Below are 18,362 nucleotides of genomic sequence, written 5' to 3'. Positions count from 1 at the left end.
TTACAGCTTGAAAGCTTCTTTCACCTGATCCACATAATCCAGCTTTTCCCAGGTGAATGTTTCCACCACTTTCTTTACCTCATCACCACCGTTCCCTTTAAAGATCACCTGCTTTACTTCAGGGGCCCTACCCATATGTCCGTATGCAGCAGATTCTGAGTAGATAGGCTCTTTTAGTTTCAAACGCTTGATGATGTAAGCAGGACGCATATCGAAGATTTTCTCCACGATCTTAGCTATCTCGCCATCATTCATATCCACATTAGCAGTACCGTACGTATTTACATAAATACCCATAGGCTCAGCTACTCCGATTGCGTATGAAACCTGAACAAGGACCTCATTCGCTACACCGGCAGCAACAAGGTTTTTAGCAATATGACGGGTAGCATATGCAGCAGAACGATCTACTTTAGATGGATCTTTTCCAGAGAAAGCGCCACCGCCATGAGCGCCTTTTCCGCCATAAGTGTCTACGATAATTTTTCTACCTGTGAGTCCTGCATCTCCATGGGGTCCGCCGATCACAAACTTCCCGGTTGGGTTGATGTGATATTTGATCTGATCATTGAATAGCTCCTGATTTTCTGGCTTCATTTTAGCAATCACACGAGGAATGAGAATGTTTATCACATCCTGCTTGATTTTTTTCAGCATGTTGTCTTCATTGTCAAACTCATCATGCTGAGTTGATACCACAACGGCATCAATTCGAACCGGGTGGTTATTGTCATCATATTCTATTGTGACCTGAGACTTGGCATCTGGTCTTAAATATGTCATCTCTTTGCCTTCTTTTCGAATGGCCGCAAGCTCCATCAAAATGCTGTGGGAGATATTAAGAGCTAACGGCATGTAATTGTCCGTCTCTGTGGTGGCATATCCAAACATCATTCCCTGATCACCGGCACCCTGCTCATCTTCCGAGTCTCGATCTACTCCCTGATTAATATCCGGTGATTGTTCATGGATAGCAGATATCACCCCGCAGGAATTTCCGTCGAACATGTATTCACCTTTGGTATAACCGATTCTGTTGATTACATCTCTGGCGATATTCTGGACATCCACATAAGCTGTCGTTTTTACTTCACCGGCAAGCGTAACCAGCCCGGTTGTTACCAGTGTTTCACACGCCACCTTGCTATCCGGGTCAAATGCGAGGAAATGATCAAGCAATGAATCGGAAATCTGATCAGCAATTTTATCCGGGTGTCCTTCGCTTACGGACTCTGAAGTAAATAAATAGGGCATCTATATATCGTTTGAATTGGTCGGCAAATTTAGAAGATTCGGGGAACTCCATCAGGGGAATTGTCCAAAACTAAAAATGGCCGGAATTTTATGTATTTGAATGTCTGTTTTTTGCCACTTTGAAACGGGCTGAGTAAGGATTTTTTCTGTAGAACCTGAGATATCTGCAGCAATGCTTAGCAAAGTATCCGGCCTGCAAGTCTTGAGGATATCTTTAATGAGTTGTTGATTTCGGTAGGGCGTCTCCATGAAAAGCTGTGTATAGCCTGACTGGCTCAGCTTCTCCAGCTCACGGATTTTTTGCTGTCTCGGATTTCTGTCAATGGGTAAGTACCCATGAAACGTAAATTTTTGCCCATTAAAACCGGAAGCAATAAGCGCCATCTGTATAGAGGAAGTGCCGGGCATTGGGACGACCTGGATGTTTGTTTGATGTGCAAAGCTTACCGCTAGGTTCCCGGGATCGGCAAGACAGGGAACACCGGCCTCAGAGATTACCCCCATGTCTTCTCCATTTCGAAGAGGTTCAAACAATGGGTACATCTGATCCCAGTTTGATTTCTTATCCAGAATATTAAACTCCAGTTCATCAATGGTAATACCTGCCTTTAAACTGCTGATAAACCTCCTGGCTGTACGAACATTTTCAACGAAAAAATGCTTCGTGTTTTGAAGCACTTCAGTTACCATTGGGGAAACAAAAGACGCATCGTTATCCGTTGATAGATAGGTGGGAATAAGAAACAGTTTACCTTGACTCATATGGGCAAAATATTGATTTTAATTGGATTGGTACTTGTTGTCATCGGGGCAATTTTAGAATTTGCTCCCAATATTCCTTTGGGACGCTTGCCCGGAGATATTCGAATTGAAAAAGAGAATTTCACATTTTACTTTCCAATAACCACCTGCATTGTAATCAGTTTGCTTTTGATGCTTGTGGGGTATTTGTGGAATAAAGTCAGGTGAGAAACTCCATTACCATTTCACCTAGTTCCTTCGGCTTCTCCGCGTGTACCCAATGACCGGCATCTTTTACCGTTGCAATTACAGCTTTTGGAAAGTGCTCCCGAATCAAATCATGATCTGATTCAGTGATGTAATCTGATTTACCTCCGGCGATAAATAGAGTCACACCTTCAAAACTCACACTTCCCTCAATACCCTCACCGACTTTTTCGATTGCTTTCTGGATCGCATCAACATTCAGTTTCCAGGCGAATGAACCATCCTTTTTTCGGTCCAGGTTTTTGAGAATGAACTGTCGGACGCCCATATTGGCAATCACTTTTGACATTTGTTCATCCGCATCCTTTCTGTTTTCAAGATTATCTAAATCTACTGAATGAAACCCGTCAAAAATTTGCTGGTGATGAGGAGGGTAATACTTAGGAGCAATATCAACCACAATTAATTTATCTACTTTTTCAGAATGCTCAGTGGCTAAATGCATTGCTACCTTGCCACCCATTGAATGTCCAAGGATAAGAGCTTTTGGCAACCCTTCGTCATCCATTAACTCCACTACATCCTTTACCATCACATCGTAATCAAACTCATCGCTGTGAGGCGAATTGCCATGGTTTCGGAGGTCCACGAGGTAGACCTTAAAGTTTTCTGCAAAGACCTTTCCCAGTGTTTGCCAATTGTCAGAGGAGCCAAATACTCCATGCATAATGATGAGGGGTTCGCCCTCACCCAATGTTCTAAAATTTAGTTTCATTTCAAAATTTTGAAAATGTAGGACATTAGAATGTCGAAAATGGTCAATTTGTTCATTTCATTAAGAACAAAACCTATTTGGATCAAAGATACATATTACCTTCACGGGCTTTATGAACTCAATTAGCACGTTTTTATCAAATGCGGTGAACTTCATTTGGGGTCCGCCACTTTTGATCTTACTCCTTGGAGGAGGTTTTTTTCTCCTCGTATATTCACGATTTCTTCCTTTCCGATACCTCCGTCATGCGATCAATGTCTTGCGAGGGAAGTACGACGATCCAAACGATCCCGGTGAGATTAGTCACTTTCAGGCATTATCCGGAGCACTTGCCGCGACCATTGGCATGGGAAATATCAGCGGGGTGGCACTGGCAATAGCAGCTGGTGGACCTGGTGCTATGTTTTGGATGTGGGTGAGTGCCTTCATTGGAATGGCAACAAAATTTTTTACTTGCACGCTTGCTGTACAGTTTAGGGGCAAAGATTCGGAAGGGAATGTGCAAGGAGGGCCCATGTACGTGATACGAGAAGCCATGGGAAAAAAATGGATGCCACTGGCTGGGTTTTTCTGTGTGGCTGGATTTTTTGGAGCTACGCCTGTTTTCCAAACCAATCAGATGGTGGCTGTTTTTAAGAATGTAATCCTAATACCAGCCGGAGTACAGGAATCTTTCACCGTCAATTTGACTATTGGTATTGTGATAGCGATTATCGTCGCGATAGTTATACTTGGAGGCATCAAGCGAATCGGAAATGTAGCTTCAAAGCTGGTTCCATTTATGGTCGTGTTGTTTGTGGTAAGCGTTCTGGTCATTATGATCACGAATGCTTCTGAGGTTACCCCTTCTTTCCTTTTCATTATTGAAGATGCTTTTACTGCTAAGGCCGTACTTGGTGGGGCTGTCGGTGCTGTGATTGTTGAAGGGGCAAAAAGAGCGGCTTTTTCTAATGAAGCCGGAATCGGTATGGCGCCATTGATGCATGGAGCAGCAAAAACAAAGGAACCAGTACGAGAAGGGCTTGTAGCGATGTTGGGCCCTGCAATAGATACTATCATTGTGTGTACAATGACTGGTCTTTGCATACTAATCACCGGAGTATGGAATAGCGGTGAAGCTGACGGAATAGTGATGACAGCAAAAGCATTTGCTGTTAGTCTACCCGGATTTGGGCCATATATTCTGATGATTTGTGTGATGGTCTTTGCAATCACCACCATTTTTGGATTAGCGTACTATGGACAGAAATGTTTATCGTTTTTGATAGGAGCTAAGTATGGTAAGTACTTTTATTACTGGTACATTGGTCTTGTGTTGGTCGGTTCGGTAGCGTCACTAACCGATGTAGTTAACCTTGTTTTTGTAGCATATGGACTGATGGCCGTACCAACTATGATTTCAGCCATTGTGTTGGCACCTAAAGTGATGCACGCCACCAAGAAGTATTTTAATGAAGTATATAATTCGTAATCATTTGGAATGCTGGTACTTACATACAATATCTTTGCACCTCATTATCATTAAGATAGAATGAGAATTGTAATAGCAGGGGCCGGCGAAATGGGTTTCCATTTGGCAAAGCTTTTAACGGCAGAGGAGCAGGATATCGTAATCATTGATTCAAATTCCACAGTGCTGGAATATGTATCCCAGCATCTGGATGTGAACACCGTTAGGGGAAGTTCGACATCACCAAGGGTTTTAAAAGAAGCAAATATTGGCAAGGCGGATTTGCTGATAGCAGTAACCTCCATCCAGGAAACAAACATTACGACTTGCATTTTAGGCAAGAGCCTTGGTGCGAAAAAGACCATCGCTCGTATATCCAATGTTGAGCTTTTACACTCCCGGGAGGAACTAAACCTTAGTAATGTTGGAATAGATGAAATTATCTCGCCGGCTTCATTAGCTGCAAGAGAGATCAAACGGCTTTTAAAACAATCAGCCTTAACAGATACTTTCGAATTTGAGAAAGGAGTGCTCTCGCTTGTAGGGATCACGATTGATGAAGACTCAGAACTATTCGGAAAGACATTAACGGAAACAGCATACCTAAACCCTGATCATAGCTTCACCACGGTAGCTATTCTCCGGGATGACAAAACGATCATTCCATATGGAGAAAATAAGTTCCAGAATGGAGATCATGCTTATTTCATAGCCCAACCTGATGGAATAGATCGGGTAACTGCCCTTGCAGGAAAAGAGAGCTTCGAAATCAAAAACCTGATGATACTAGGGGCTAGTAAGGTGGGAATAAACACCGCAAAGCTGCTGAGCAAAAAGTACAACATCAAGCTCATCGAAGCGGATAAGGAAAAATGCCTGCACCTTGTGGATGAATTGCCTGATACCATGATCATCAATGGAGATGGTAGAGACATCAACCTTTTAAAAGAGGAAAGCATTGACCGGATGGATGCCTTTGTCGCTTTGACAGAAAATTCCGAGACAAATATTATGGCATCTCTGCTTGCCAAGAATCAAGGCGTAAGGAAAACGATTGCTCTGGTAGAAAATGTCGATTACATCCACCTTTCGCAAAGCATCGGAATCGATACACTCATCAATAAAAAGCTGATAGCAGCTAGTTTCATTTTCAGATACATTAGAAAGGGTGAGGTGCTAAACATTGCAGGTATTCATGGTGTGGATGCAGAAATTTTGGAGTTTGAGCTTGGCGAAAAATCCAAGATCATGCAAAAACCACTTAAGGACATGGACTTTCCTAAGACCGCTATTGTTGGAGGGGTAATTAGGAAAGGAAAGGGAATTGCGGTGCAAGGAAACTTTGAATTTGAAACAAAAGACCGAGTGGTAGTTTTGTCTAAGCCGGAATGCATCCGCAAAGTGGAGAGTTTCTTTAAGTAGATATGCAGTTTAACTACAAGGTAATTCTAAAAGTCATTGGTATTCTGCTCCTCATCAATGGGGCGTTTATGCTGACATGCTTGCCTTTTAGTTTTTATTACGGAGAAGGTGATCATATGGCTCTGATTGGCTCTGGTTTTATTGCCATTGGAGTTGGTGCTTTGCTTTTTCTACTCACCAGAAACCTTGAGAGCAATGACCTCAGAAAAAAAGACGGATACCTGATTGTAACACTGGGGTGGCTTTCTATGTCATTTTTTGGTTGCCTCCCCTATATTTTTAGTGGTGCTATACCCGATTTAACCAACGCTTTTTTTGAGACTCTTTCGGGCTTCTCTACAACCGGAGCTACTGTATTAACAGATATCGAGTCTGTAGATAAAGGCATTCTGTTTTGGAGAAGCTTAACACAATGGATTGGCGGGATGGGTATCATCGTGTTGACGGTCGCCATTCTTCCCCTTTTAGGAATTGGAGGAATGCAGCTCTTTGTTGCAGAAGCACCGGGGATTTCACCAGACAAACTACAACCACGAATCAAGGAAACCGCAAAACGCCTTTGGATTATCTATTGTGGCCTTACTTTAACTGAGTTGGTTTTGCTATGGTTTGGCGGAATGGATTTTTATGACGCCATTAATCATAGCTTGACTACCATGGCGACAGGTGGGTTCTCAACGAAGAACGCAAGTATTGCCTATTACCAGGATCCATATATTCAATATGTGATCATTGCATTCATGTTTTTAGCCGGCACCAATTTTACTATGACCTACTTTGGCTTGCACGGACAGTTTAGAAAAGTATTAAGAAATGAAGAGTTTCGTTTTTACTTCATCTTTTGCCTGGGAGCTTCATTGATAGTAGGTCTGATTATTTTCAACCTTGGCCATGACACATTTGAGAAATCGATCAGAGATGCGCTCTTTCAGGTGGTTTCAGTCGTTACTACTACAGGATATGTGACCCATGATTACACAGCATGGACTTCTTTTCTTACAGTGATGTTCTTTCTTCTCATGTTCGCTGGAGGATCTGCCGGGTCTACTGCAGGAGGAGTCAAGCTAGTGAGACACATTCTATTGATCAAGAACAGTTTGTTAGAGCTGAAACGAATTCTTCATCCATCTGCAATTATTCCTGTACGATTTAATGGAAAGTCAGTAAGTAGAGATATCACCTTTAATGTGCTTGCCTTTATTATGATCTACATTTTGGTTATGTGTTTCGGAGCGATCGCAGTTTCTTCCTTTGGAATAGATTTCAACACCTCACTGGGAGCTGTGGCAACTACATTAGGGAACATTGGTCCGGGAATTGGTGATGTTGGTCCGGTTGATAATTTCGCCCATTTACCCATGGGTGTAAAATGGATTTTGTCTTTCATGATGCTCCTTGGAAGGCTGGAACTATTTACAGTGCTAATTCTCTTTACCCCATATTTCTGGAGAAAAGTCTAAAGGCTTTCACAAGATTGAGTCATCTTTGGCACCCTGAGCAAATTTTGATTGAATGAACACGCTGAGCTATATCATCTGGACCGTAGATCCGGCCATTTTTACGATTCCCTTTACAGATTATGCACCACGATGGTACGGTGTATTGTTCGCGCTCGGATTCCTGTTATCTCAGCAAGTCTTTTTTCGGATTTTCAAAACTGAAGGAAGACCTGAAAAAGATGTAGAGCGAGTTACAGGCTATATGGTTGCCGCGACTATCATAGGTGCCCGGTTGGGTCATTGTCTATTCTACAATCCGGAATATTATCTATCCAATCCTGTTAAAATATTAATGATCTGGGAAGGCGGACTGGCAAGTCATGGGGGTGCGCTGGGCATTTTGGTAGCCATTTATCTCTTCTGTAAAAAATATAATTACAGATATCTATGGGTGCTGGATAGGTTGGTAATTGTAGTAGCTCTTACAGGTGCAATGATTCGGACCGGAAACCTTTTCAATTCGGAGATGGAAGGCACACTCACCAACTCAAATACGGGAGTTGTTTATGCACGAGCTACTTACGATGTGCTCAATTATTCAGAAGATGTTGATGATGTTTGGTTTGAGCAGGGTGGAGATTTGCAAAGTGACCAGGCTGGAGTTGTTCCTATGACTGCATTTATTGAGTATCGTCGAGGTTATGATTTTGAAATGAAAGACAAACTGTTCGTTGAGAATCAATTGAAAAGCACACTTGATCGATATGGAGAAGTGAATGAACACGTTGATTTTGGAGAAGGCCCACTTATTTACAAAAACTACGAAAGGGATGGAAAAGAGATTGTAGAAATATCAGCTTTAGGAAAAGTTCGACATGCCGCTCAGCTTTATGAAGCGTTGTACTGTGTTGTTTTAATGATCGTGCTGTACTTGCTTTGGAGCAAAAGACGTGAAGTGCTCCCTCAGGGATTCAATTTTGCTCTTTTCATGATTGTACTATGGTCTCTACGGTTTGTTGATGAATACTTCAAAATGAACCAGGAAGCATTTGAAGAAAACCTGGCTTTGAATATGGGTCAGATACTGAGTATTCCTTTAACGATCGCTGGAATTATCTTAATGGTTTGGGTCTTTCAGCAAGATCGAAAAATGTCTGACTTTAAATAAAAAAGGGAGCCGCTAAGCTCCCTTTGATGTTATTTTCCAACAATTACTTTCTGGCTATAGAGTCGGTGATTCTGCTCATACCTTAATACATATATTCCTGCCTGTAGGTTTGGCTTCCAGGTGGTCTCTTTTGAAGTCGGTAGGATTTGATGAACCTTTCTACCATTTAAATCAATGACATCAATTGTAGAAGGTATCTCATTATCGAACCTAATAGATGCGCTTTCTTTAATTGGATTGGGATAGATCTCAAGTTTAGACGCCAATTTATCATTTGAATCAGCACTTAACGGAGCATTTGGGATTTCAACAGACCAGATGCCTCTTCCATAAGTTGCAATCACCAGAGTGTTGCCGGATAGTTTAAAATCATATGTATTAACTGCAGGAAAGTCACTCTCAAGCAGCCCCCATGTCTCACCGCCATCTGTAGATTCGATAATCCCAATTTCTGATCCAACCCAAATTCTATTATTATCATCAGGGAAAACGAACAACGTATTTACAGCCACATCCGGGAATCCTCGATCTCCGGTTCCATCAAACCCTGAAATATCTTCCCAGGTCTGTCCCAGGTCTGTAGTTTTTAAAACTTTAGGATAGCCAGCAAATGAAAACAAAGCATAAGCCGTATTGTCTTCGGAAGGGTGCGTAGCGATACCTGAAACGGACCCCATTTCGAATACCTCGTAATTATTAACAGGATTGAATATGGTACCGCCATTGGTAGAAACATACAGTCGCTCTTCTTCATATAATCTACCACCAGCCCAAACAATATCAGGGTTGCTGTAAGAAACTTCTACATCAGCACTGTTGGTGAACGACCACATATCCGGATTCACAAGTGAAGTAAGGTCCCAGCTTCCTCCAAAATCCTGACTTCTCCATACACCCGAAGCTCCGACGGTAAAAATTCTATCGGGGTTAGACTTACTATGTGCAAGCCTGGTAATAAACGGACTTGTGTCCTCATAGTCTGTTGTTGCCTGTATCCAGGTAGCACCACCATTCAGGGTACGACCGAAACCATTAAACTGTGAGCCACCGATGATCTTATTTTTATCTTCACTATGCCAAAGCACTTCAAAACCATCTCCCCCGATGGCAAAAGTTGATTGTGCCGTAGCGCTTCCCTCTACGCCTTCACTATGATACCAGGTGCCATTATCCTGCATTCCACCAATGTATCGGTCAGAATCCGGAGCTTTATCAGCACCATAAAATTGGGTGGTGTTGTACCCATGACTAACATATTCAAAATCACCTTGATTCGGGCCCGGATCTGTACCAACTTCAGATTTATATACACCCCCATCATTCGTAATTAGAAAACCAAATCTTTGATTAGCCTCATCAACGTCAGTAACTATTGAGTTGTGTTGATCGGGGTGGATACCAACAGCTCTACTCGATTGAGGAAAGGCGTTAGGCCCACCAAACTGTCCATAAGCGTCAGATACACTTGTTGTAACACGAGCCAGCCCATCCATTGAAGTTACAAGAATGCCTAAATTGGAAAGAGGTAAGTTATTTTCATCGAAACCAGCAGCCTCTTGAGAAAGAGTAGGCCAGAAAAAATACATCTGACCAGCATCGATTCCGCCATTCATTGCAATGGAGGAATTCTCAAAATCCTGATATTCGATATCATGAATGTAAACGTATTCTCTAGAATGTGAAATCGGCTGTCCGTCAGTTTTCGCAATCGCCAGGTTCCATTTTCCATCTTCCTGCTGATCTCGAAATGAGGCCATAAGCTGTACGTTGTTTTCAGTATCCCAAACTTGAAATGGAACGTCAACATAATCCTGATATAGGTATCCGCTTGAAGGAACGCCTGAACCCTGCCCATCAACTGTGAACCGGTGTGCCTTTTGAGTCCCCTGGCCAAAACGAACCTCCACAGACTTAAGGTCTTCTGTAGCTACATTACCCTGATCTATGGTTCCACCATAAAATTTTCCTCCGAAGTTGATATAGGTGATAAAGGATTGTGTGCCGTCTTCAACATCAATACTTTTTACATCTAGTGTGTCTGAGGGTTCAAGCTCAAATTTCCAATTATTTACACCTCCAACGTAGACAATATCTTCGTCAAATGGGTGTGTGGTTACGTAATTATCATACCAGCCCTGACCGCCAAGAAAGTTTTCATTTGTGCCTGTTGCATTAACCACCAAATGCCAATTGCTTCCACCATCACTAGACACATACAAGTCAGACCCGGATCCGCTTAAACCACCTTCTACAGAAGCCCAAAGTCTATTTGGATTGACATCAGAAATACCAATCTCTACACGTCCTCCTGGAGACATTCCATTACTTGCATCTGTCCAGGTTTCACCACCATCCGTTGATTTGATCACGCCTATTCCTCGTATAGCAACGTATAGTACATTAAAGTTTGAAGCGTCAAAAGCGATATCGTCATACCGTTCATTGGTAGATGAACGTACTTGCGTCCAGGTTTCACCACCATCCGTTGATTTATAGATAGCGGCATTGAGCTCACCTGTCCACACGCTGTTTCTTGAGGTTACGACCACCTCATTCTCATCCATTGGATTGACGACTATTCTTGAAACATTTTTGAAATCAGGAAAATCTGAAGGACTGGCAATTTGGGTCCAGCTATCTCCCTTATCTGTAGATTTAAATAAACCTGCTCCATCAATATCGTTTGTAAAATGCTCACCGGTTCCAGCATAGATCACGTTTGGATTAGCTTCTGACATTGCGAGCGTGTTTGTCCCGAGGTTGGGAATATCTTCAGATATAAATGTCCAGCTTGTCCCAGCATCGGTTGTTTTCCAAATTCCTCCGGATGCAGAGCCGGCAAACCAGGTGGATCCGGAAGTGTCATCAGGGTCTACTAAAATGGATCGTGTCCTGCCAGCTACGTTTCCAGGGCCTCTTTCTATAAACTCCAGGTCTGTAGTACTTCTTAATTGTGAAGGTTGAGTTTTTGCTTTTAAGAATTCTTCCATCACCTGATTCGGGCCATATTCCGGCGAATCTTCTCCAATTCTAGTTCTCAACTCACGCTGAATGAGGGCATGAATATCCGGTGCTTTTGATTTTACCTTTCCCTCTTTTTTCTCTTCAATTTTTTGAGCTAGATAATTTTGATATGCTGATGAGGGGTCATCTAAAATTGAAATTGCAATCGTTGCTAAAACGCCAATTGCAACAATTCCACTAAAAACGATCGTTGTTCTTCTCATATTTTTTGCCAGTAAGCAGGTTATAATAATAAGTGTATGTTGAGCTACCCTGTTTGTTTTCAATAACCTCAGGGTACTCTTTAATGAGCAGTTCTGTACTTGATGCCCAGTTTATATCTCCATTCAACTTAATGGGCCCATAAATAATCTCTTCTGATGACTTCTTGTAAACAAGAAAGGTTTTGTGCTGACTAAGCTTACCATCTGATCGGCACAGAACATATTCCCCCTGCGGGATACGGCTGAAGTTCTCACCCAATTCCTCTTGCAGGGTTTTATCAAAGGGATCTGTTGAATTTTTCTGCACAGAACATGAGAAAAAACAAAGTATGCAGATCAGAATAAACTTGTTCATATTAGCTTTTTACGAATTAGCAAAAATAGAAGAGTATTGTTAATCAGTGTGAATGAAATAAAAAAAGGGAGCAGCGCTCCCTTTATATTTTTCCTAAAGAATAACTTTTAATTATTCTTCTTCTGTTGTTTCTTCTGTTGCTTCTTCAACTTCTGCTGTAAGTGAATCTACTGCAACATCCAATGAATCCATAGCGTCATCCGCTGCTTCTTCCATATCATTCATTGCTTCTTCAGCAGCTTCGCCAGCTTCTTCTACTGCATCTTCTGCTTCAGACTCGGATGATGATGAAGATGAGGTGCAAGCTCCTAGGAATGCAACCATAGCTAATAGTAATAGTACTTTTTTCATTTTTGGTCAGGTTTTAAATTCTACCCTTAAAATTAGGAGTATATCCCTCATAAACAAACGAAAGCAGCGATTTAGTAAAAATATCCCAAACAAAAGTTTATCATTTACAAATTCATTATTAAAAATTTCTGCCTGACTAGTTGTCTTAATTTCCAAAAGCACGATAGAGGTTTTCTGCCAAATTGTCTTTAAATAATACAATTAAATCATTGGAATGGCTTTTGTTTTCTTCCGATCGTACAACAATAAGAGACTAATGAATTTTAATAATTATACAATCAAAGCACAGGAAGCATTGCAAAAAGCTACCGAAATCGCTTCCGGTAGTGGTCAGCAAGTAATTGAAACGGGACACTTGCTAAAAGCAATATTGGTGTCGGATGAAAACCTGATTTCGTTCTTATTAAAGAAATTGGGAGCCAGTAAGCAGATGATTCAGGCCCCCTTGGAGGAGGTAATAAGCGCGTACCCAAAGGTTTCAGGTGGACAACCATACCTTTCCAATGATGCTGCCAAAGCTTTCCAAAAAGCGGAAAAGTATCTCAAGGATTTTGGTGATGAGTACGTCGCTGTAGAGCACATTATTCTTGGTGTATTATCGGGAACTGACAAACCAGCCCAGATTCTAAAAGATGCTGGATTTCAGGAGAAGCAATTAATTTCTGCAATCAAGGAATTACGAGGAGGAGAGAAAGTGACCGATCAAAATGCTGAGTCCAAGTATAGATCGCTGGAACGATACTCCAAAAATCTAAATGAGCTCGCCAAAAAAGGGAAGATAGATCCGGTCATTGGGCGTGATGAAGAGATCAGGAGAGTGCTTCAAATTTTGGCACGAAGGACAAAAAACAACCCGATCTTACTCGGTGAGCCCGGTGTAGGTAAGACCGCTATTGTAGAAGGAATGGCACAGCGAATCGTTGATGGAGATGTGCCTGAGAACCTAAAATCAAAAACCATAATCTCCCTGGATATGGGCTTGCTGGTTGCAGGGGCCAAATACAAAGGAGAGTTTGAGGAGCGACTAAAAGCAGTAATCAAAGAAGTGACCGACAGTGATGGGGAGATCATCCTTTTCATAGATGAGATTCATACGCTAATTGGTGCCGGAGGTGGTGGCGAAGGAGCCATGGATGCGGCTAACCTGCTGAAGCCTGCATTAGCCAGGGGAGAGCTGCATGCGATTGGAGCGACCACACTTCAGGAATATCAGAAATACATTGAGAAGGACAAAGCGCTGGAGCGTAGGTTTCAAGCGATTACTGTTGATGAGCCAAACGTTACAGATGCTATCTCCATCCTTCGAGGAATTAAAGATAAATATGAAGTACACCACGGTGTGCGTGTGAAAGATGATGCGGTAATTGCGGCAGTTGAGCTTTCTAACAGATATATCGCTGATCGGTTTTTACCGGATAAGGCCATTGACCTCATGGATGAAGCGGCTTCCAAGTTACGTATTGAAATCGACTCACTTCCGGAAGAACTGGACGAATTGAATCGAAGAATCATGCAGTTGGAGATTGAACGAGAGGCGATCCGTCGGGAAAAAAACAAAGAGAAAGAAAAGCAACTCAACAAAGAGATTGCTGATCTTGAGGGTGACCGTAAAGAGCTGAAGGCTAAATGGGATAACGAGAAGTCTGTGATCCAGGGCTTGCGTGAGGCGAAAGAAAACATTGAAAATTATAAGCTGGAAGCTGAGCGAGCAGAAAGAGCAGGTGAGTATGATAAGGTAGCTGAGATTCGTTACGGAAAAATTGTGGAGGCCGAGCAAAAACTAACGGAATATCAGGAACAGCTCCATGAAATGCAGGGAGAAAAGAGTCTGCTAAAAGAGGAGGTAGATGCTGAAGACATTGCCGAGATAGTTGCCAAATGGACAGGCATTCCGGTTTCAAAAATGCTCCAGAGTGATCGCGATAAATTGATTCATCTGGAAGATGAGCTAGGCAGAAGAGTAGCCGGACAATCCGAGGCGATTCAAGCTGTTTCTGATGCTGTGAGAAGAAGCCGTGCCGGATTGCATGATCCTAAGCGGCCAATAGGTTCATTTATTTTCCTCGGCACCACAGGTGTAGGTAAAACAGAACTGGCAAAGGCATTGGCGGAATACCTATTCAATGATGAGAACTCGATGGTCCGAATTGATATGTCGGAATACCAGGAGCGACATGCAGTCAGCCGATTGATCGGGGCTCCTCCAGGCTATGTCGGATATGATGAAGGGGGTCAGTTAACAGAAGCGGTAAGAAGGAAGCCTTACAGTGTGATCTTGCTTGACGAGATTGAAAAGGCACACCCTGATGTATTCAACATTCTGCTTCAGGTATTGGATGAAGGACGACTAACAGACAATAAAGGCCGTGTAGCGAATTTCAAGAATACGATCATTATCATGACCACCAACATTGGTTCAGGATTGATACAAGACAGTTTTGAGAAAATGGATGAGAAAAATCCGGAACCGGTTATTGAGGAAACTAAGAATCAGGTATTCGAGCTATTGAAAAAATCAGTTCGACCGGAATTCCTTAACCGGGTGGATGAAACGATCATGTTCCGTCCGCTGAGTAAGGAAGACCTGCAAAAGATTGTTGGCATCCAGTTCAAACTCATCCAGAAACGACTAGAGGAAAACGGAATTAAGATAGAAGCAGATAATAAGGTGTTGGCTCATCTTGGCAAGATTGGGTTTGATCCACAATTTGGAGCCAGACCATTGAAGCGGGTGCTTCAACGAGAGATTCTTAATGAGCTTTCAAAAGAGATTCTGGCTGGCAACATAGCAAAGGATTCGGTGATAGGAGTCACACTTTCGGATAGTGGAGAAGTGGAGTTTTTGAACCTTGACAAAGTAGAAATTGAATAAGGTCTGGAAGCTTATCAAACGCATGTTTTGGGTGGCGATCATCGGAACGATGATCGCTTTTCACAATACTTACACTCAAGAGTTTAAGTCTCTGGATGATGTTAGGCAGGAGATCATTGAGGAAGATGAAGAAGATTAGAGATCGGTACTAGACCGATCTCTTTTTATTTTAAAAAAGGAATTATTCTACTTTGAGAGAATAAATTTTTCCGTCGTAACACCCAAAAACTACTAAATTCTTGAACATGGATGGGGAAGAGAACGTACCCTCAGGTACATCAAATCTGGCTATCTCCTCTCCCGACTTTCGGTTCAGTAAAAAAATCGCTCCTGAATCTTTTGGGTTATAACCATTCCCTGCAGTGTAAATTACCCACTCCTCAGTCACAATCGGCTTAGTGTAGATATTCTTCCCCCCATTCTGCGACCAGATTGGCCGCCCAATGATGGGATCAAATGCGAGCATGGAATAGTTATCTGATCCACCAATGTATAGCGTGTCTTTGTATATCACCGGATCTCCGATAACCCATCCTTTTTTGGCGTCTGTGTAGGTCCATTCTTTTTCTCCGGTTTCAATATCAAGTACATTGAGCATATAGTTTCGAGCTCCAAAAAACAGAAGTCCATCATATGCCAGAAATTCGGACACAACACCACCAAAAGTGCCATAAGGCTTCTCGCCACGGTACGTTTTCTTTTTCCATATGAGCTTGTCACTATCCAGCGAATAACAATATACCATACCCTCCCAGTCACCAAAATATAATCTATCGTCCTTAACAAAAGGAGAAGATCTCACAGGGGCATTTTCATCTGCAGGATATGTTTTCACAACCAGTCCATTTGAAGCATTAAGGCCATATACATTTCCATCTCCACTCCCTACATAGATGATTCCACTATGGTATGTAGCTATCGATCGTTTATCATCGAAGGGGTCAATCTTGTATGGCCATTCCCTCTCTTCATACTTGAAGATGAATGGCTCCATACCTGTGTTAAATTTCCAGATTTGCTTCCCATTTTTGGCATTGACCAAGTAAAACACATTGGCAGATTCAAAGAATACATTCCCGTCCACCCAGGTTGCTTTCGCCTGAATGTTGCCACCAGTTTCTATCTTCCATTTTTCATTACCCTGTAGATCAAGTGCATAGAAGTCACCTCCTTCATTGCCCACAAATATTGTTTCATCCTGAATCAATGATGCCGCCAGTATTCTGTCTGAGGTTTGAAAACTCCAGTCTAAACTGAGCGCCTGGGCAAAGCTGCATGTGATGTAGGTTAGTCCGAGGACAAATGTCATTAGTCGTTTCATAATTAGTCCATTTTATTTTGAGCACCAACATAGCGAAAGTCAGATTTTTGATCGACCATCATGGTTTTCAAAACCTTGGCGAAACCTTTGCAGTATATTCTTGAAGGAATTTTGAAAGAAAGAGATTACATAGCGCAGTGCAAAAAGCAGATTGAGCAAAAGCTAAATCTAAGCTCCGAACCGATGGAACGGGACTTTGAATATCTGCACGAGGTAATTCTTGAAAAGACCCGTACAGACCTTAGCACCTCTACGCTTCGAAGAATCTGGTCAGATAAACACCAATCGATCCCTCAGGCTAAAACTTTGGAGGCCTTAGCTCAATTCTTAGATCACTCAGGGTGGCATGCTTTTAAAGCATCACTTTCCAAAACTGACAGGAGTTGGTACAGGCAAAGGAACCGAACCATCCTTTATATTATGGGATTGCTGCTGGTTGTTTCTTCCATCATTTTATTGACCTCAACAGACGAGGTAATAGGTGATGTGATACTGGAGCCGGAAGTGGATGTGCATGAAGGTGTTCCGGCGACTATAGGTTTTCATTATCAGGTGAAAAGCCCCAATATTGACATTGAGCTATCATGGAACCCGTATGAGCGTACCCGATTAGATATGGAGGGTAACTTTTACAGCGGAACCTATTACTATCCCGATTATCATAAAGCAAAGCTTCTTTATGGCGAGCAGGTGTTGATTCAAAAGCCTGTTCATGTGACTACTGTACAATGGCACGGTTTGATAATGGATGAAGGTTATGATGCCAACCCGGTTGTGCTGGATGAAGCTGAATACCTGCTTGAAGATAAACTGGCAATCACAAAGCAAACGCTTCAGCGAATTGAGTTTAAATCAGATCAAGCCTATCCGGTATTTACGCTTTCTCATGCAGACCTTTCACGTCTTTCGGGAGATGACTTTTCAATGGTAGCACAGTTAAAAAGTGAGGCTTTTGAAAACGATCAGACGTGCCTGATTTATGAGGTGCTAATAAAGGGTACACACGGGAGCATTCGTGTACCGATCAGTAAGACCGGGTGTTATGGGTTGGGAGTTTTAAAGTGCGCGGAAAAAGTCTTGTCAGGAAAGCTGAATGACCTTTCTGCCCTATCAACAGACCTAAGCATTCCTCACGAAATTGCATTCCGTAATCATAGCAAACAGCTAACAATATATGTGGCTGATAATGATCCACTGATGATCCAATATGAAAATTCCATTGGCACGCTAAAGGTGATCAAATTCATTTTCCAGGGCTCTGCCGAGCTATTGTCTTTTGAGCTAAGAAATGAAAACGAGCAGCCACTTTCATCCTCAGCATTACGCCCATTTTAAAAAAAACATCCGCCCGAATTCTAAAAATTGTTGGTTTACTGGAACCAGATTTCGTCAAATCGCATTAAATTTATTCTAACAATTACCCGTAACAACTGCGTCATGACTACAGAAGAAATCCAATCACAAATCACTGAATTAGAATCTAAGCTGACAGGTGACATGTTTAATGACATGGAAATCAAAGACAAAATCCACAATTTGAAGATGAAAGCAAACGGAACTCGTCCGATGAACTCAGAGATTGAGTGTGTTGGATGTGGCAGTTGATCGAATATAAATTTTCAGACCTTCCCGAATACGTATATATAGTTAGGATAACGAATCTTAGCCATGCATAAGTATTATTACATATTTCGCGCTACTGTTGCATTTCTTTCCATTGCACTCTTCATCAGCACGTGTGCTTAATCTAAATCTCTTCACGGAAGCTATTTAGATTTTA

General features: G+C 42.1%; 16 protein-coding genes. 9 read left to right on the top strand and 7 right to left on the bottom strand.

Going from position 1 to position 18,362, the window contains the following annotated elements; translation table 11 throughout:
* Positions 1-1,254 (bottom strand): methionine adenosyltransferase, encoded by a 1,254-nt coding sequence (metK, locus tag CHB71_RS00800; RefSeq protein WP_089354977.1) that lies wholly within the window; start codon positions 1,252-1,254, stop codon positions 1-3.
* Between the two features lie 51 nt (positions 1,255-1,305).
* A complete protein-coding gene (locus tag CHB71_RS00795) occupies positions 1,306-2,016 on the bottom strand; it encodes an SAM-dependent methyltransferase (RefSeq protein ID WP_089354976.1) in 711 nt (236 codons plus the stop codon).
* Between CHB71_RS00795 and CHB71_RS00790 the strand changes: the two genes are divergently transcribed.
* The gene (locus CHB71_RS00790) at positions 2,017-2,223 is read left to right on the top strand and encodes a DUF2905 domain-containing protein (protein WP_221406655.1); all 207 of its coding nucleotides are present in this window, start codon (positions 2,017-2,019) and stop codon (positions 2,221-2,223) included.
* On the opposite strand, the gene CHB71_RS00785 is transcribed toward CHB71_RS00790, so the two are convergent.
* A complete protein-coding gene (locus CHB71_RS00785) occupies positions 2,216-2,977 on the bottom strand; it encodes an alpha/beta fold hydrolase (protein ID WP_089354974.1) in 762 nt (253 codons plus the stop codon). The two genes, CHB71_RS00790 and CHB71_RS00785, sit on opposite strands and share 8 nt — an antisense overlap.
* Before the next feature lie 112 nt (positions 2,978-3,089).
* Here CHB71_RS00785 and CHB71_RS00780 point away from each other — a divergent pair, with 112 nt between their 5' ends.
* From CHB71_RS00780 to CHB71_RS00765, 4 genes are read left to right on the top strand one after another with little or no spacing between them, the layout of a single operon-like run.
* The gene (locus tag CHB71_RS00780; protein ID WP_179213270.1) at positions 3,090-4,448 is read left to right on the top strand and encodes an alanine/glycine:cation symporter family protein; all 1,359 of its coding nucleotides are present in this window, start codon (positions 3,090-3,092) and stop codon (positions 4,446-4,448) included.
* 60 nt (positions 4,449-4,508) lie between these two features.
* On the top strand, positions 4,509-5,849 hold the full coding sequence (trkA, locus tag CHB71_RS00775; protein ID WP_089354973.1) for a Trk system potassium transporter TrkA: 1,341 nt from the start codon (positions 4,509-4,511) through the stop codon (positions 5,847-5,849).
* Positions 5,850-5,851: 2 nt separating this feature from the next.
* Positions 5,852-7,309, top strand: a complete 1,458-nt coding sequence (locus CHB71_RS00770; RefSeq protein WP_089354972.1) for a TrkH family potassium uptake protein — start codon at positions 5,852-5,854, stop codon at positions 7,307-7,309.
* A gap of 52 nt (positions 7,310-7,361) precedes the next feature.
* Positions 7,362-8,456 carry a prolipoprotein diacylglyceryl transferase gene (locus CHB71_RS00765; protein WP_089354971.1) on the top strand — a complete coding sequence of 365 codons (1,095 nt, stop codon included), beginning with the start codon at positions 7,362-7,364 and terminating at the stop codon, positions 8,454-8,456.
* A gap of 29 nt (positions 8,457-8,485) precedes the next feature.
* On the opposite strand, the gene CHB71_RS00760 is transcribed toward CHB71_RS00765, so the two are convergent.
* The 3 genes from CHB71_RS00760 to CHB71_RS00750 form a co-directional block, all read right to left on the bottom strand.
* Positions 8,486-11,683 (bottom strand): T9SS type A sorting domain-containing protein, encoded by a 3,198-nt coding sequence (locus CHB71_RS00760; protein WP_089354970.1) that lies wholly within the window; start codon positions 11,681-11,683, stop codon positions 8,486-8,488.
* The gene (locus CHB71_RS00755) at positions 11,658-12,038 is read right to left on the bottom strand and encodes a hypothetical protein (RefSeq protein WP_089354969.1); all 381 of its coding nucleotides are present in this window, start codon (positions 12,036-12,038) and stop codon (positions 11,658-11,660) included. Before CHB71_RS00755 ends, CHB71_RS00760 begins: the two co-directional genes overlap by 26 nt.
* A gap of 111 nt (positions 12,039-12,149) precedes the next feature.
* Positions 12,150-12,389, bottom strand: a complete 240-nt coding sequence (locus CHB71_RS00750; protein WP_089354968.1) for a hypothetical protein — start codon at positions 12,387-12,389, stop codon at positions 12,150-12,152.
* A gap of 256 nt (positions 12,390-12,645) precedes the next feature.
* Here CHB71_RS00750 and clpB point away from each other — a divergent pair, with 256 nt between their 5' ends.
* A complete protein-coding gene (clpB, locus tag CHB71_RS00745; RefSeq protein ID WP_089354967.1) occupies positions 12,646-15,261 on the top strand; it encodes an ATP-dependent chaperone ClpB in 2,616 nt (871 codons plus the stop codon).
* Positions 15,254-15,400 (top strand): hypothetical protein, encoded by a 147-nt coding sequence (locus CHB71_RS18765; RefSeq protein ID WP_179213269.1) that lies wholly within the window; start codon positions 15,254-15,256, stop codon positions 15,398-15,400. Before clpB ends, CHB71_RS18765 begins: the two co-directional genes overlap by 8 nt.
* A 42-nt stretch (positions 15,401-15,442) precedes the next feature.
* Here CHB71_RS18765 and CHB71_RS00740 read toward each other — a convergent pair whose 3' ends face one another.
* Positions 15,443-16,582, bottom strand: a complete 1,140-nt coding sequence (locus tag CHB71_RS00740) for an outer membrane protein assembly factor BamB family protein (protein WP_089354966.1) — start codon at positions 16,580-16,582, stop codon at positions 15,443-15,445.
* A 60-nt stretch (positions 16,583-16,642) separates the two neighbouring features.
* Between CHB71_RS00740 and CHB71_RS00735 the strand changes: the two genes are divergently transcribed.
* Positions 16,643-17,917 (top strand): hypothetical protein, encoded by a 1,275-nt coding sequence (locus CHB71_RS00735; protein WP_089354965.1) that lies wholly within the window; start codon positions 16,643-16,645, stop codon positions 17,915-17,917.
* Between the two features lie 102 nt (positions 17,918-18,019).
* Complete coding sequence (locus tag CHB71_RS18760) at positions 18,020-18,187, top strand: hypothetical protein (RefSeq protein WP_179213268.1); 168 nt, start codon at positions 18,020-18,022, stop codon at positions 18,185-18,187.
* The last annotated feature ends 175 nt before the right edge of the window (positions 18,188-18,362 follow it).

The sequence above is a fragment of the Ekhidna lutea genome, assembly GCF_900188325.1.
Lineage (GTDB): Bacteria > Bacteroidota > Bacteroidia > Cytophagales > Cyclobacteriaceae > Ekhidna > Ekhidna lutea.
This window is presented reverse-complemented; position numbering and strand designations above follow the sequence as displayed.

Coding starts and splice junctions, on each gene's coding strand:
- metK (WP_089354977.1), bottom strand. CDS start 1,254: ATGCCCTATTTATTTACTTCAGAGTCCGTAAGCGAAGGACACCCGGAT.
- CHB71_RS00795 (WP_089354976.1), bottom strand. CDS start 2,016: ATGAGTCAAGGTAAACTGTTTCTTATTCCCACCTATCTATCAACGGAT.
- CHB71_RS00790 (WP_221406655.1), top strand. CDS start 2,017: ATGGGCAAAATATTGATTTTAATTGGATTGGTACTTGTTGTCATCGGG.
- CHB71_RS00785 (WP_089354974.1), bottom strand. CDS start 2,977: ATGAAACTAAATTTTAGAACATTGGGTGAGGGCGAACCCCTCATCATT.
- CHB71_RS00780 (WP_179213270.1), top strand. CDS start 3,090: ATGAACTCAATTAGCACGTTTTTATCAAATGCGGTGAACTTCATTTGG.
- trkA (WP_089354973.1), top strand. CDS start 4,509: ATGAGAATTGTAATAGCAGGGGCCGGCGAAATGGGTTTCCATTTGGCA.
- CHB71_RS00770 (WP_089354972.1), top strand. CDS start 5,852: ATGCAGTTTAACTACAAGGTAATTCTAAAAGTCATTGGTATTCTGCTC.
- CHB71_RS00765 (WP_089354971.1), top strand. CDS start 7,362: ATGAACACGCTGAGCTATATCATCTGGACCGTAGATCCGGCCATTTTT.
- CHB71_RS00760 (WP_089354970.1), bottom strand. CDS start 11,683: ATGAGAAGAACAACGATCGTTTTTAGTGGAATTGTTGCAATTGGCGTT.
- CHB71_RS00755 (WP_089354969.1), bottom strand. CDS start 12,038: ATGAACAAGTTTATTCTGATCTGCATACTTTGTTTTTTCTCATGTTCT.
- CHB71_RS00750 (WP_089354968.1), bottom strand. CDS start 12,389: ATGAAAAAAGTACTATTACTATTAGCTATGGTTGCATTCCTAGGAGCT.
- clpB (WP_089354967.1), top strand. CDS start 12,646: ATGAATTTTAATAATTATACAATCAAAGCACAGGAAGCATTGCAAAAA.
- CHB71_RS00740 (WP_089354966.1), bottom strand. CDS start 16,582: ATGAAACGACTAATGACATTTGTCCTCGGACTAACCTACATCACATGC.
- CHB71_RS00735 (WP_089354965.1), top strand. CDS start 16,643: ATGGTTTTCAAAACCTTGGCGAAACCTTTGCAGTATATTCTTGAAGGA.
- CHB71_RS18760 (WP_179213268.1), top strand. CDS start 18,020: ATGACTACAGAAGAAATCCAATCACAAATCACTGAATTAGAATCTAAG.